Annotated in this window: 14 protein-coding genes; 1 reads left to right on the top strand and 13 read right to left on the bottom strand. The window is 65.3% G+C overall.

The features are described 5' to 3' along the window. From DFO50_RS07220 to DFO50_RS18815, 9 genes are read right to left on the bottom strand one after another with little or no spacing between them, the layout of a single operon-like run. Positions 1 to 978, bottom strand: a complete 978-nt coding sequence (locus tag DFO50_RS07220; protein WP_107888591.1) for a type II secretion system F family protein — start codon at positions 976 to 978, stop codon at positions 1 to 3. Beyond that, complete coding sequence (locus DFO50_RS07215; RefSeq protein WP_107888590.1) at positions 975 to 2357, bottom strand: CpaF family protein; 1383 nt, start codon at positions 2355 to 2357, stop codon at positions 975 to 977. Before DFO50_RS07215 ends, DFO50_RS07220 begins: the two co-directional genes overlap by 4 nt. A 2-nt stretch (positions 2358 to 2359) precedes the next feature. Then, on the bottom strand, positions 2360 to 3574 hold the full coding sequence (locus DFO50_RS07210; RefSeq protein WP_112692259.1) for an AAA family ATPase: 1215 nt from the start codon (positions 3572 to 3574) through the stop codon (positions 2360 to 2362). After that, the gene (locus DFO50_RS07205; RefSeq protein WP_199489765.1) at positions 3571 to 3999 is read right to left on the bottom strand and encodes a CpaD family pilus assembly lipoprotein; all 429 of its coding nucleotides are present in this window, start codon (positions 3997 to 3999) and stop codon (positions 3571 to 3573) included. The genes DFO50_RS07210 and DFO50_RS07205 overlap by 4 nt, the downstream gene beginning before the upstream one ends. Positions 4000 to 4013: 14 nt before the next feature. Beyond that, positions 4014 to 5393 (bottom strand): type II and III secretion system protein family protein, encoded by a 1380-nt coding sequence (locus DFO50_RS07200; RefSeq protein WP_199489764.1) that lies wholly within the window; start codon positions 5391 to 5393, stop codon positions 4014 to 4016. A gap of 14 nt (positions 5394 to 5407) precedes the next feature. Continuing rightward, positions 5408 to 6355 carry a Flp pilus assembly protein CpaB gene (gene cpaB / locus DFO50_RS07195; protein WP_107888588.1) on the bottom strand — a complete coding sequence of 316 codons (948 nt, stop codon included), beginning with the start codon at positions 6353 to 6355 and terminating at the stop codon, positions 5408 to 5410. Between the two features lie 17 nt (positions 6356 to 6372). Then, positions 6373 to 6876 carry a prepilin peptidase gene (locus tag DFO50_RS07190; RefSeq protein WP_107888587.1) on the bottom strand — a complete coding sequence of 168 codons (504 nt, stop codon included), beginning with the start codon at positions 6874 to 6876 and terminating at the stop codon, positions 6373 to 6375. 46 nt (positions 6877 to 6922) lie between these two features. Continuing rightward, positions 6923 to 7108 (bottom strand): Flp family type IVb pilin, encoded by a 186-nt coding sequence (locus DFO50_RS07185; protein WP_199489763.1) that lies wholly within the window; start codon positions 7106 to 7108, stop codon positions 6923 to 6925. Positions 7109 to 7128: 20 nt separating this feature from the next. Further along, positions 7129 to 7410 carry a hypothetical protein gene (locus DFO50_RS18815; RefSeq protein WP_146745024.1) on the bottom strand — a complete coding sequence of 94 codons (282 nt, stop codon included), beginning with the start codon at positions 7408 to 7410 and terminating at the stop codon, positions 7129 to 7131. 88 nt (positions 7411 to 7498) lie between these two features. On the opposite strand from DFO50_RS18815, the gene DFO50_RS07180 reads away from it, so the two are divergent. Next, the gene (locus tag DFO50_RS07180; protein ID WP_112692258.1) at positions 7499 to 8395 is read left to right on the top strand and encodes an EamA family transporter; all 897 of its coding nucleotides are present in this window, start codon (positions 7499 to 7501) and stop codon (positions 8393 to 8395) included. Here DFO50_RS07180 and DFO50_RS07175 read toward each other — a convergent pair whose 3' ends face one another. The 4 genes from DFO50_RS07175 to rdgB are packed head-to-tail and all read right to left on the bottom strand — an operon-like array spanning position 8396 to position 12205. Continuing rightward, entirely contained in the window at positions 8396 to 9982 is a 1587-nt protein-coding gene (locus DFO50_RS07175; protein WP_112692257.1) for a mechanosensitive ion channel family protein, read from the bottom strand. A 51-nt stretch (positions 9983 to 10033) separates the two neighbouring features. Beyond that, positions 10034 to 10414, bottom strand: coding sequence for a RidA family protein (locus DFO50_RS07170; RefSeq protein ID WP_028498350.1), 381 nt, complete (start codon positions 10412 to 10414; stop codon positions 10034 to 10036). 1 nt (position 10415) lies between these two features. Then, complete coding sequence (gene hemW, locus DFO50_RS07165; RefSeq protein ID WP_036385258.1) at positions 10416 to 11609, bottom strand: radical SAM family heme chaperone HemW; 1194 nt, start codon at positions 11607 to 11609, stop codon at positions 10416 to 10418. After that, positions 11606 to 12205, bottom strand: coding sequence for an RdgB/HAM1 family non-canonical purine NTP pyrophosphatase (gene rdgB / locus DFO50_RS07160; protein ID WP_028498348.1), 600 nt, complete (start codon positions 12203 to 12205; stop codon positions 11606 to 11608). The genes hemW and rdgB overlap by 4 nt, the downstream gene beginning before the upstream one ends. Positions 12206 to 12351: the final 146 nt, after the last annotated feature.

The raw sequence follows: 12351 nt of genomic DNA, 5'->3' as shown, positions 1-12351 counted from the left end.
TCAGGTTTCCAGTCTCGACATCCGGTTGATCAGCAGCAGGCCGGTGCTTGCCAGTGCAATGGCGGCCCACAGGATGTGGCGACCACTCTCGGTATGGAACAGCACGCCGATATAGCTCGGATTGCTGATCCACAGCGCGGCCAGAATGCAGACCGGGACGGCCGCGATCACCTTGCTGGCGGTACGGCCCTCGGCCGTCAGCGCCTTGGCCTTGAGACCCAGCTCGCGCCGGGTGCGGATGATCTGCGACAGGTTCTCCAGCGTCTCGGTCAACTGGCCGCCGGTTTCGCGCTGCAACTGCAGGCAGACGACAAAGAACGAAAAATCGGAGATGGCAATGCGGCGATCGGCGTCTTCCAGCACTTGCTGCATGTCGATGCCGAGCCGCAGGGCATCACCCATCAGCCGGAACTCGGTGCTGATCGGCGCGGCAAATTCGTCGCCGGCGCTGTGGATGGCCTTGGCGACCGGCACGCCGGCGCGCACCGCGCGCACGATCAGATCGAGCGCGTCGGGAAACAGCTGCAGGAAACGGCGGTTGAAGCGTGCGACCAGAAAACGGTAGCCGAGCACGGCAAGCAGCGGCGGCAGGGCGGCGACCAGCAGCGCCGACTGCCACAGCGCCAGCGGCAGCAGCGGCGCCAGCAGCATGCCGGCAACGGTAAGGAGAATGATGACTACGAGCAGGATCTTGCTGTCGCGCGGTCCGGCGACGGTTTTCAGGCGGCCCAGGTAGCGGGCGGCAAGCCGCTGCAACAGGCCATCCTGCTGACGGCGCTTGAACAGCGCATCGCCTCCCTGAGCATCGCTGCCGCCGGTATCGACCATGCGTTCCGCCAGGCTGGCAAACAGGCGGTCGCGTATGCGCTGCGGCGGGCGCTGGCGCCACGCGTCGCGGCTCCAGACCACGGCCAGCCCGATCAGCAGCGCGGCGATGAACACCGCCAGCGTCAGCAGATTCAGGGTGGCCGGGTTCATGACTGCATCGCCTCCAGCAGCGCTGTCTCCAGTCCGTAGTAGGTCGCACGGGTGGCGAACACCGGACGCATGCGCGAGCTCTCGAAACTGCCCTTGACCTCGTCGCCATAGGTGCTCGGGTCGTATTTGAACTGGAACAGGTCCTGGGTAATGATCACGTCGCCTTCCATGCCGGCGATTTCGGTGATGCTGGTAATGCGGCGCATGCCGTCGCGCATGCGCTCGATCTGCACGATCAGGTGCACGGCGCCGGCGATCTGGCGGCGGATCGATACCAGCGGCAGGCTGCCGTGCGACATCATCACCATGCTTTCCAGCCGGGTGATGGCATCGCGCGGGGTGTTGGCGTGGACTGTGGTCATCGAGCCGTCGTGGCCGGTGTTCATTGCCTGCAACACGTCGAACGCTTCCGCGCCCCGGGTTTCACCGAGAATGATGCGGTCGGGGCGCATCCGCAGCGCGTTGCGGACCAGGTCGCGCTGCGAGATCTGGCCGAGGCCTTCGGCGTTTTCCGGCCGGGTTTCCAGCCGGACCACGTGCGGTTGCTGCAGCTGCAGTTCGGCGGCGTCCTCGATGGTCAGGATGCGTTCATTGCTGCTGATGGTGCGTGACATCGCATTCATCAGCGTGGTCTTGCCGGAGCCGGTACCGCCGGAAATCACCACATTCAGCCGGCAGGTACTGGCGATTTCCAGCAGTTTCGCCATTGGTGCCGACAGGTTGCCCTGCTGGACCATGCGCGAGAACGTGATGTTCTTCTTGGAAAATTTGCGGATGGCGATGCAGGCGCCATCCAGCGCCAGCGGCGGCAGCACCACGTTGACCCGGCTGCCATCGGCGAGCCGGGCGTCAACCATCGGGCTGCTTTCGTCGACCCGGCGACCGATCGACGCGGCAATGCGCTGGGCGACATTGACCACGTGGGCATTGTCGCGGAACTTCTGCGGTGCCAGTTCCAGCCGGCCATGGCGTTCGACATAAATCTGGTCCGGGCCGTTGACCAGGATATCGGTCACGCTGTCATCGGCCAGCAGCGGCTCGATCGGGCCGATGCCGAACATGTCGTTGAGAATCTCGTCGACGGCCTGGCCCTGCTCCTGGGTGGTGATGCGGATGCGCTCGTGATCAATCAGGTCGGAGACGATCTTTTCCACATCGCTGCGTACCTGCTCGCGGGTCTTCAGCACCGCAACCGACACGTTCATCGATGCGAACACCGCATTGCGCAGGGTGTGGAACTCGGACGAACGAACCAGCAGTTCGCTGTCGTCGACCGCCACCGGCCGCTCGGGCACGGCCGCCGGCTCGGCACTGCCCGTGCGGGAGACCGGGGCCGGTGCAGCGGCGACCGGCGCCTCGTTCTGCTTGCGTCCGAACATGCTCAGCCTCCCCGTTTCAGCAACTGACGCCAGCGCGACAGCACTTGCGGTTTCTGTGCCGTGCCGCTGAGGTCGTCGGCCAGCCGGGCGATGGCCAGGCCGAAGGTCGATTTCGCCGCCAGGGCCTCGCCAAGATTCTCGGCGGTGGCCACGCTCAGCGCGTCATACGGCAGTTCCTGCAGTACCGCGCGCCGGCAGGCGTCGGCAAGGTCGGCGCTGGCGACATGGGCGGCGCTGACCGGCGCCGGCTGGTTCAGCAGCAGCGACACCACCGGTTCGTTTTCGCGGTTGCCGGCATAGCGCACCAGCCGGGCGATATTGCGCGCCGAATGGACGCTGCGGTCGGCGACCACGTACACCACCTTGGACTGGGTCAATGCTTCCTCGGTCAGTTCGCCATGGCACAGGCCAGGCGGCGGGGCATCGACCAGCACGTAGTGGAAGTGCTGTTTCAGCACATTGATCAGTTCGGCGGCCGCGCCGGCGCGCAGTGGAAACGCCTGCTCGAAATCGAGTTCGGCCGACAGCACGAACAGCCGGCTGCTGTGGGCAACCAGCGTCCGTTCCATGTACTGGGTATCCAGCCGCTGCACGTTCTGCAGCACATCGGTCAGCCCGTTATTGCTGTCCAGTCCGAGCAGGATATTGACGGTGCCGCCATGCAGGTTCAGGTCGACCAGTGCCACCCGGCGCTGGCTGACATTGGCCAGATAGCGTCCCAGATGGGTGGCGATGGTGCTGACACCGACACCGCCCCGGGTGCCGAGCAGGGTGATGACCTTGCCGGTGCGCGCCTGTTGCAGCGGTTCGGACTTGCCGAGCATGCGCATCAGCAGGTCGACCGTCAGCGGCTTGACCAGATAGTCGCGCACGCCGAGCTGCAGCAGGCTGCGATACAGGCCGACATCGTTCTTGCCGCCGACCACATAGACCTCGACCGACGGCTCGCAGGCATCGGCCAGCCGCGCCAGCTCCGACAGCGGCGTGTCCGAGCCGGAGACGTCGATCAGCAGTTGCAACGGCGCCCGTTCCAGCTTCTGCAGGAATTCAATCGCCTGGTCGACGTTGCCGCGTGCCACATGCGCATGCGGCAGCATCCGCTGCGCAACATAGCGCTGAACGATGGCGGCGCTCTCGTCGTCGGCCAGAAAGGCGACGAATTCGGCATGGCTGGTCTGTTTGCCGGCCGACGGGCGCAGCATGTCGAGCATGCTCATTGCGATCCTCCGCCACCGCCGCTGCCACCGCCACTGTTGCTGCCCTGCTGGCCGTCGGTTGACGAGGTATCACGCAGCGGAGTGACCTTGCCGTCCTTGTAGCGCTGGACCGCGCTGCTGGCGGTGGTGGCATCCTGGCCAGCGTAGCCGCGGCCGCGCAGCAGATCGTTCGGATCGGCAATCATCGTGGCCAGATTGCGCTGGGTCGCGCAGCCAAAAGCGACTGCCGGCCGTTTCCTGAATTTGAGCGTGTCCCACATGTATGAGCGCTGGGTCAGCGGTGTGCAGTCAGGCACGCTGGCGTGGCCGCTGGCATCGACATGGATGATTGATGCGTCCGGCATTCTGGCGGTGCCAAACGGCGCGCAGGCCGTCAGCAGCAGCAGGGGGAGGACACGGAGCAGGGGGAAACGAGAATTCGGCATGAGGCGCTCCCGGTTCAGTAGGCAAAGCCGGCATTGCCGGTCAGGCGCGGCGTGTCGCCATCAAGCGGATCGAGGCCAATCTGCTGCTGCAGCACGGTTTCGACATCGCTGGCCGGGCGGATGCTGTCCAGTGCCGAACGCAGCTGGCCGGCACCGGCCGGCTTCACCAGATACGGTGTGACGATCACTACCAGTTCGGACTTGTTGTTCTGATAGTCGGTCGACGAGAACAGTTTGCCGAGAACCGGTAACTGGCCGAGACCGGGCAACTGGCTGAGGATGTCGCGCACATTGTTCTGCAGCAGGCCGCCGATGGCGAAGCTCTGGCCGCTGCCGAGCTCGACCGTGGTTTCCACCCGGCGGATCGACAGCCCCGGGATGGTGGAGCCATTCATGACGATGCTGTTGGCCTGGCTCAGTTCGCTGACTTCCGGTCTGACTTTCAGGCTGATGCGGTCGTTGGCCAGCACGGTCGGAGTGAAGTCCAGCGCAATGCCGAACGACTTGAATTCGACCGTGATCGCCGCCGAGCCGCCACTGCCGCTGCCGGTCTGGGCGACCGGGATCGGGAATTCGCCGCCGGCCAGGAAGCTGGCGGTCTCGCCGGACACGGCGGTCAGGTTCGGCTCGGCCAGTATCGTCATCAACCCTTCGCGGTCGAGGACGTCGATCACGCCGGTGATCGACGTGTTGCCGGTCTTGTAACCGCCGAGCAGCGAGTAGCCGCCGCCGGATGGCAGGATGAACTTGCCGGCATCGGTATAGGTGTTGCGGCCACTGATAAAGCCCCACATTGAGTTGCCGGACGTACCGATCGCCGCCCAGTTGATACCGAGCTGCTGCACCACATCGCGTGACACCTCGGTAATGCGCACCCGCAGGTGGACCTGGGTCGGGCTGGACAGCGTCAGCCGGTTGATCAGCGTCTCCTTGCTGCCCAGTGATGGTTGCAGGGTCTGGGCGACGGCATTGATTTCCTGTGCGCTGTTGACCGCGCCGGACACCATCAGCGAGCCGGGCGCGGATTCAACCTTCAGCCGCAGGTCCGGGAAGCGCTGGCGCAGCAGCCGGGACAGTTCGGTCACATTGTGCTGGACCGCGATCCGCCGCTGCAGCAACGGCCGGCCGGCGGCATCGAGTGCGTACAGCGTGGTGGTGCCGGTCTTCTTGCCGAGCACGAACACGGCATTGGCTCTGGGCACCTGCACATCGGCGATGTCCGGATCGGCGATAAAGACGGTCGCTGCCGCCCCGGGCAGGTGCAGCAGTTCGCCACTGCCCATCGCCAGTGTCAGCAGTTCGGCATTGGCCGAGACGGCCGGTGCGGCCAGGGCCGGCAGTGGCGACAGGGGCAGCAGGCTGGCAAGCAGCAAACGGGAAGGGGAATACATCATGGCGAGGCTTCGATTCATTGCGGTGGCGGCACGGGAGCCGTGGCAGGGGCGGGCACCAGCAGCCCGGCAAGGCCGGTGGGCACGCCGGTCTGGTTGTCGCGTTTCGACCCGCGCAGGATGACTACGCCCGCCGCATTGCCGGTGGAGAGTCCTCCCGATGGCTGTGAAGCACGCTCACTGCGTGGTGGCGTCGCTGCCCGGGCGGCCTGCGAGATGTCGCCGGCCCAGGTCATGCCGCGTGCCGGCGGGATTTCCTCGGTCGGTGCGCCTTCGCGTCCCTCGTTGGCGAAGCTGCGCAGCGCCAGCGACAGTTCGCCCATGCGTGCCGCGACGGTAATGATCTCGGCTGCGCGCGGCGACACTTCCAGTGACGCCGTGCTGGCACGGGTATTGGCGCTGTCGGCGTCCTTGGGGCGGGCAATGGTGCTGCCGACGGCAATGACGCGCAGGCCGGTGGCGATGGTTTCGCTGACTACCGCCTGGCCGGGCGATGCTTCGCGCATCGACTGGGTCAGGATCAGATCGATAAAGTCACCGGGCTGGATCAGGCCGGAGTTGCCGGACACATCGGTAATCGGCACCGAGATCGCGCGCATGCCCGGTTTCAGGGCGGCAGCGAGGAAGCCCGGCGTGTCGGCGGCGATCACGTCTTCAAGACGGATCGGCGCGCCGGCAGCCAGCGGATGGCGCACCAGTGCACCTTTCAGCTGGGCCAGCTTGTCGGTTTCGTTGCGGGTGATGGCACCTTTCGGCACCTGATTGACGGCCATGTCCTGCCAGTTCATCTCGCTGTCGCGCAGCAGACGACCCGGCGGCAGCTCGGTGGCGGCGACACGGACCGGTACCCGCTCCGGCCTGGCGGGGGCGGCCGGGGTGTTGGCATTGAGCAAGGCGGTGCGCAGCACAAGCGCAATCACGGCCGCCGCGATCAGCAGCAGGCAGCCTCGAAGTACAAGTTTCATTCAGATTCAGCCGTTGATCATGGGTGCGTCGAGAGGACGGTCCACACGGCATACAGGCCGCCGAAGGACAGTGCAATGCCGTACGGTACGCCAGGGGTCGGGGCCAGACAGGACAGCGAGCGGTGCAGCCGGCTGCCGGGAGTGAGGCGGGGCAGGCTGCGCTGCGCTGCCATTCCCGCCAGTGCCAGCAGCAGCCCGGCCTGGGAGATCAGCAGCAATGTGGTACCGGTCGCTGCCGGACCTGCCCACAGCATGACTACTGCCGCCAGCTTGGCGTCACCGCCGCCGAAGCCGCCCATGGCGACCAGCACGGCACAGAACAACAGCGTGACCACGGCGACAAACAGATGTGGGAACATCTGCGCCGGGGACCAGCCCATGGCCAGTGTCGACAAGGGAAACAGCAGGCACAGGATGAGAACCAGCCAGTTCGGCAGCCTGCGATGCAGCAAGTCGGACCAGGCCAGTCTGAACAGCAGCAGGCTGCAAAGAATGGCCGTGACCAGTGACAGCCAGCCCATCAGCGGACCGGTCCGGTGGCCAGAATCACGCTATTGCGCTGGCTTGTTACGGTTTGGTGGTAGGAGTTGCAGCATCCGTAACGCGGGTGAACAGGTCGTCGTACAGTGTGGAGATCTTGGGGCCAAGTGCAGCCACGGCCACAGCAACCACGGCCGCCAGGATCGCGTATTCCAGAGCACTGACACCACGTTCGTCGCGGGCGAATTTTTTCAGGAAGGATTTCAGTTTCATGGCAGTTTTTCCGGGGTCGTTCACAAAAACAATGGCACTCCCCACAGCAGGGAAGCCATCGCCGCTCCGGAACGGCGTTCATGGCGCATGGACGAAGAGGGTCTGCCGCGCACATGATGCCAGGCACTCCGGGGCGTCTGGGATTGGGCGCAATATCGACCTTTCCGGACTTCCGGTGGTTGATGCACATCAATCGTCGCTGCATATTTGATGAAATTTGCATCAAATTCAATCCGCAGAAGTACGAATTGACATTTCGCATTTGATGGCTGGCGAAAATCTTGTGTTTGAGCGGCCGCCATGGCTGCAATCTGCTGGCGATTGAAACAGAAGTAAATCGTTCAACTATTTGAGAGTATTGGTGAGTTTTTCCTGTTTTTCGGAGTTTTCATGCCATTGTCAGATTATGCCAAAGCGCTATTGATTGTTGTCGTCTGGGGCGTCAACTTCGTCGTGATCAAGTGGGGCCTGGCCGGTCTGCCGCCGCTGCTGCTGGGGGGCGTGCGCTTTACCCTGGCGGCTTTGCCGGCCATCTTCCTGATTCGCCGGCCGGCAGTGCCGTGGCGCTGGCTGGTTGCCTACGGGCTGACCGTCGGCTTGTGCCAGTTCGGCTTTCTGTTCTCGGCTTTGTATGTCGGCATGCCGGCCGGGCTGGCGTCGGTGGTGCTGCAGTCGCAGGCCTTCCTGACCCTGGTGCTGGCGGCCTGCCTGATTGGCGAGCACTGGACGCGGCCGCAACTGGCCGGCCTGCTGTTCGCCGGCGCCGGGCTGGCCCTGATCGGTGCCAGCCACGGCCATGGCATGACACTGCTCGGTTTCCTGTTAACCGTGGCGGCCGCGGCCTGCTGGGCGGCGTCCAATATCGTGGTGCGCAAGATGACGCAGGAAGGCCACCACCCGGACATGCTGGCGCTGGTGGTGTGGTCGAGTCTGGTGCCGCCGCTGCCATTCCTTGCCCTGTCGCTGGCGATCGAGGGACCGTCGACGGTGTGGGCGGCGCTGGCCGGCTTTAGCCTGCAATCACTGGCCGCCGTCGCCTATCTGTCATTCGGCGCGACGCTGCTCGGCTACAGCCTGTGGAGCGGTCTGCTGGCACGCCATCCGGCCAACCGGGTGGCACCGTTCTCGCTGCTGATTCCGGTGGTCGGCCTGAGCACGGCGGCACTGTTGCTTGATGAATGGCCGAGCCCGCTGCAGTGGGGCGGCAGTGCGCTGCTGATCGTCGGGCTGGTGGTCAACGTGTTCGGCGGGGGGTGGATGGCGCGAATCAGGGCAAGGGCCGCCTGATCAGGCCGGCGGGCGGCGGGCCGGCGGCGGATACCAGTCTTCCGGTGCCACCATCTGTGGCGTGTGCGGGTCGTCCTCGTAGTTCGGCGAGGTGATCTGCACGCCGTACTCGTTGAACACGTCGAGAATGTGGCTGTGCAGCTCGTCGAGAATGCGCAGTCGCTCACGCGGTTCGTCCAGCGCCACGCGCAGGCTGTATTCGACATAGTAGTCCGACAGCCGGGTCTGGAATACGAACGGCTTCGGGTCGCGGCGCACGCCGCTGGTGCGATCGGCGGCCATCAGCAGCATTGCCTCGACCTGGCGCCATGGCGTGCCGTAGCCGATGGTCAGCGTGACCAGCTGGATCACGCCGCCATCGTGCGCGAGGCGGGAGAAATTCTTGACGCTCTGGCTGACCAGCACCGAGTTCGGAATGCTGACTTCCTCGCGCAGATTGGTGTGGATCTTGGTCGCGAACAGACCGATATTGGCGACCGTGCCTTCGATCTCGCCAACCGACACGTATTCACCGGGACGGATCGCGTGCGAGTAGATCAGGATCAGCCCGCTGGCGAACTGGCCGACCACGCTCGATGCGCCGAGCGACACCATCAGGCCGATCACCACCGACAGCCCCTTGAAGGCATCGGTGTTGGCGCCGGGGAAATACGGATACATCATTGCCAGCGCAAACAGCCACAGGGCAACGATCAGGAGCTTGCGCGTCGTCCCGGCGGTGTCCTGATCGAACAGGGGCAGGGTCAGCTCGCCGCTTTCGACCCGGGACAGCAGGTAGTGGACGATCTGCACGGCCCAGCGCGTCAGGACGATGATGACCAGCACCACGCCGATGCCGGGCAGGGCGTCGACGGTGGCCAGACCGATGCGCAGCGCAAAACCGAGCAGGGTCACATCGAGGGCCTCGCCCCAGGCGCGGGTGATCGGGAAGGTCGACAGCAGCATCGACAGTCCGATATAGAGCACGGCAAGGACCCAGAGCGCACTGGCCAGCCGCACCGTACCGCGCACTGCGCGTTGCCAGAACGGTGTACGGAACAGCAAATGGTTGCCGGTCAGGCGGGCTTCGGCCAGCCGTCGCGCGCTGGCCGTGGCCCTGGCGCCGGCGGTCAGCGCCAGCGCGACACCGAGCAGGATCAGCGCCGAGCGCAACAGGGCAAACAGGAAGCGGCCCGGCGAGCGCAGTTCGCGCCGCTCGGTCATCAGGGTGTTCAGGGTGGTCAGCGCGTGGCGGACCACGTCGGCGCGGGTTTCGCCGGTCAGCGCATCGGCGTCGCCGGGGCCGACCATGAACAGGAAGCGGTCATCGATCTGGATCGACGTGCCCTGCGGCAGTTCGCGCGTTTGCAGTTTGCCGTCCGGGTGGCGCTCCAGAACCTGTTCGACCCGCGAGTTCGCGGCGGCGGCCCGCTCTGCAGGCGGATAGCCAAGCAGCACGCTGCGAAACACCACCACGTCGCGATTGTCGATGCGCAGGGTAGCCGGTGGCGGGGCGGCCGTGGCTGTCGTGGCGACAGGGGCCGCGTCCGCCGCCCGGAGTGGTGTGGCGGCGAGCAGGAACAGCCAGAACAACAGGATGGCACGCATTTCGGCTCCAGACTGCTGACAAGGGAACTGCCCGCCGCGGGAGAGGGCGGCTTACAGTGCCATTACGCCTTCCGCCTCGACCAGCGCGCCCTTCGGCAGCGCGGCCACGCCGACCGCGGCACGTGCCGGGTACGGCTGCTGGAAATACTGGCCCATGATTTCATTCACTTTAGCGAAATGGCCCAGATCCGTAAGGAAGATATTCAGTTTGACGATATGGTCGAGCGAGCCGCCGGCGGCTTCGGTCACGGCCTTCAGGTTGGTAAACACCTGATGGACCTGGGCTTCGATACCGTCGACCAGCTGCATGCTGGCCGGGTCAAGCGGGATCTGGCCGGACAGGTAGACGATGTCGCCGACGCGGACGGCTTGCGAATACGCGCCAATGGCGGCGGGAGCGCGATCGGTATGGATGATGTGTTTTTCTGCCATTTCAGTTTTCCTCTCGAAGAAACAGGGTGAGTAGATCATTCAGGAAACGCTGGCCCTGCAGCGTGGGCCGCAGCCGGGTCGGATCCGGGTCGAGCAGGCCGCGCTCGACCGCTTCGCCGAGCGGGCGGGCTATGCGTGCCAGCGGCAGACCAGTTCGTTCGCCAAATAGCGAACTCGGCACGCCGTCGATCAGCCGCAGCGCGTTCATCATGAACTCGAACGGCAGGTCGGCCAGTGCGACCTCGTGCTCGTTCTGTACCGGTTCGCCGCGCCCGACTGCCTGCAGGTAGGCGGCCGGCTGCTTGTGACGCATCTGCCGCAGGACACGGTCGTGCAGGGTGATCTTGCCATGCGCGCCGGCGCCGATGCCGATGTAGTCGCCAAAACCCCAGTAGTTCAGGTTGTGACGGCCGGCCCGGCCGGGGCGACAGAACGCCGACGTTTCGTAGTGCTCGAAACCGGCCCGGGCCAGTCTGGCCTCGATGGCCTCCTGCATGTCGGCCGAGGTGTCGTCGTCCGGCAGTTTGGCCGGAACATGGCGGGCGAACAGCGTGTTCGGTTCGATGGTCAGGTGATAGCAGGACAGATGGGTCGGTGCATGGGCCAGCGCCGCATCGACATCGGCCAGGGCATCGGCCAGCGACTGGCGCGGCAGTGCATACATCAGATCGAGGTTGAAATTGCCGAAGATATCGGCGGCCAGATCGGCGGCATGGTGTGCCTCGCGGCTGTCATGCACGCGACCGAGCGCAGTCAGGTAGCGGGCATCGAAGCTCTGGATGCCGATCGACAGCCGGTTGATGCCAGCAGCGCGATAGTCGCGGAAACGGCCGGCTTCGGCCGTGCCCGGGTTGGCTTCCAGCGTGATCTCGGCATCGGGGTCGAGTCGCAGCCGCGCCCGCACGCCGGACAGCAGCCGGTCGATGGCCTCGGCGGAGAACAGGCTCGGCGTGCCGCCGCCGATGAAAATGGTCCGCAGCGGGCGTCCCCAGACCAGCGGCAGCGCGCAATCGAGATCGGCCAGCAGCGCATCGACATAGCGCGTCTCGTCCAGGTCATCCCGGACCTGATGCGAGTTGAAATCGCAGTACGGGCACTTGCGGATACACCACGGGATATGGACGTACAGCGACAGCGGCGGCGGTGCATCCAGCCGCCAGCCCGAGGCGCCGGGCAGGGCCAGGGTCGTGCTCACCGGGCAACAGCCCCGAGCTTGCTCACCAGCGCCGCGAGTGCCTGGCCGCGATGGCTGTCACGGTTCTTGATCACCGGATCGAGCTCGGCCACCGAGCAGTCATGCCCGGCCAGCCAGAACAGCGGATCGTAGCCGAAACCGCCATCGCCGCGCGCCGCACGGAGGATCTCGCCACGCCACAGCGCATCGGCGACGATGGGCTGCGGGTCGTCGGCATGGCGGACCAGCACCAGTACGCAGTAGTAGTGACCGGCGCGATCGGTGCGATCCCCCAGCTCGTCGAGCAGTTTCTGGTTGTTGCGCGCATCGGATTTCGGTTCGCCGGCATAGCGGGCCGACAGCACGCCGGGCTGGCCGCCGAGTGCATCGACACACAGGCCGGAATCGTCTGCCAGTGCCGGCAGGCCGGTCAGCCGGCTGGCGTGGCGGGCCTTGCGCAGCGCGTTTTCCAGGAAGGTGGAAAACGGCTCGTCGGTTTCGGGAACATCAAGCTGTCCTTGCGGGATCACTTCACCGATGCCGAGCGGTGCGAGCAGGGCGGAAAATTCTTTGAGCTTGCCGGCATTGTTCGATGCCAATACGAGTTTCGGGAACATGCGGGGTATCTGGAGTCGGGAGGCGGACAGCGGATTGTAACCTGCCAGCGGCAGCATCGACGCCGATGCGACTGACGCGGGGCGGGAAAATCCGCTCCCGTTCAATATAATGCCGACCTGACGCATGCCGGATCGGCATGTCATGG

This window comes from Microvirgula sp. AG722 (assembly GCF_003269145.1).
Lineage (GTDB): Bacteria > Pseudomonadota > Gammaproteobacteria > Burkholderiales > Aquaspirillaceae > Microvirgula > Microvirgula aerodenitrificans.
Note: the sequence above shows the minus strand (reverse complement) of the source record. Positions and strands in the feature narration are given on the sequence as shown.

Bases quoted from the DNA above. Each gene is read 5' to 3' on its own strand.
- cpaB (WP_107888588.1), bottom strand. From the start codon at position 6,355: ATGAAACTTGTACTTCGAGGCTGCCTGCTGCTGATCGCGGCGGCCGTG.
- DFO50_RS07180 (WP_112692258.1), top strand. From the start codon at position 7,499: ATGCCATTGTCAGATTATGCCAAAGCGCTATTGATTGTTGTCGTCTGG.
- DFO50_RS07175 (WP_112692257.1), bottom strand. From the start codon at position 9,982: ATGCGTGCCATCCTGTTGTTCTGGCTGTTCCTGCTCGCCGCCACACCA.
- DFO50_RS07215 (WP_107888590.1), bottom strand. From the start codon at position 2,357: ATGTTCGGACGCAAGCAGAACGAGGCGCCGGTCGCCGCTGCACCGGCC.
- DFO50_RS07185 (WP_199489763.1), bottom strand. From the start codon at position 7,108: ATGAAACTGAAATCCTTCCTGAAAAAATTCGCCCGCGACGAACGTGGT.
- DFO50_RS07205 (WP_199489765.1), bottom strand. From the start codon at position 3,999: ATGCCGAATTCTCGTTTCCCCCTGCTCCGTGTCCTCCCCCTGCTGCTG.
- rdgB (WP_028498348.1), bottom strand. From the start codon at position 12,205: ATGTTCCCGAAACTCGTATTGGCATCGAACAATGCCGGCAAGCTCAAA.
- DFO50_RS07220 (WP_107888591.1), bottom strand. From the start codon at position 978: ATGAACCCGGCCACCCTGAATCTGCTGACGCTGGCGGTGTTCATCGCC.
- DFO50_RS07210 (WP_112692259.1), bottom strand. From the start codon at position 3,574: ATGAGCATGCTCGACATGCTGCGCCCGTCGGCCGGCAAACAGACCAGC.
- DFO50_RS07170 (WP_028498350.1), bottom strand. From the start codon at position 10,414: ATGGCAGAAAAACACATCATCCATACCGATCGCGCTCCCGCCGCCATT.
- DFO50_RS07200 (WP_199489764.1), bottom strand. From the start codon at position 5,393: ATGATGTATTCCCCTTCCCGTTTGCTGCTTGCCAGCCTGCTGCCCCTG.
- DFO50_RS18815 (WP_146745024.1), bottom strand. From the start codon at position 7,410: ATGGCGGCCGCTCAAACACAAGATTTTCGCCAGCCATCAAATGCGAAA.
- DFO50_RS07190 (WP_107888587.1), bottom strand. From the start codon at position 6,876: ATGGGCTGGCTGTCACTGGTCACGGCCATTCTTTGCAGCCTGCTGCTG.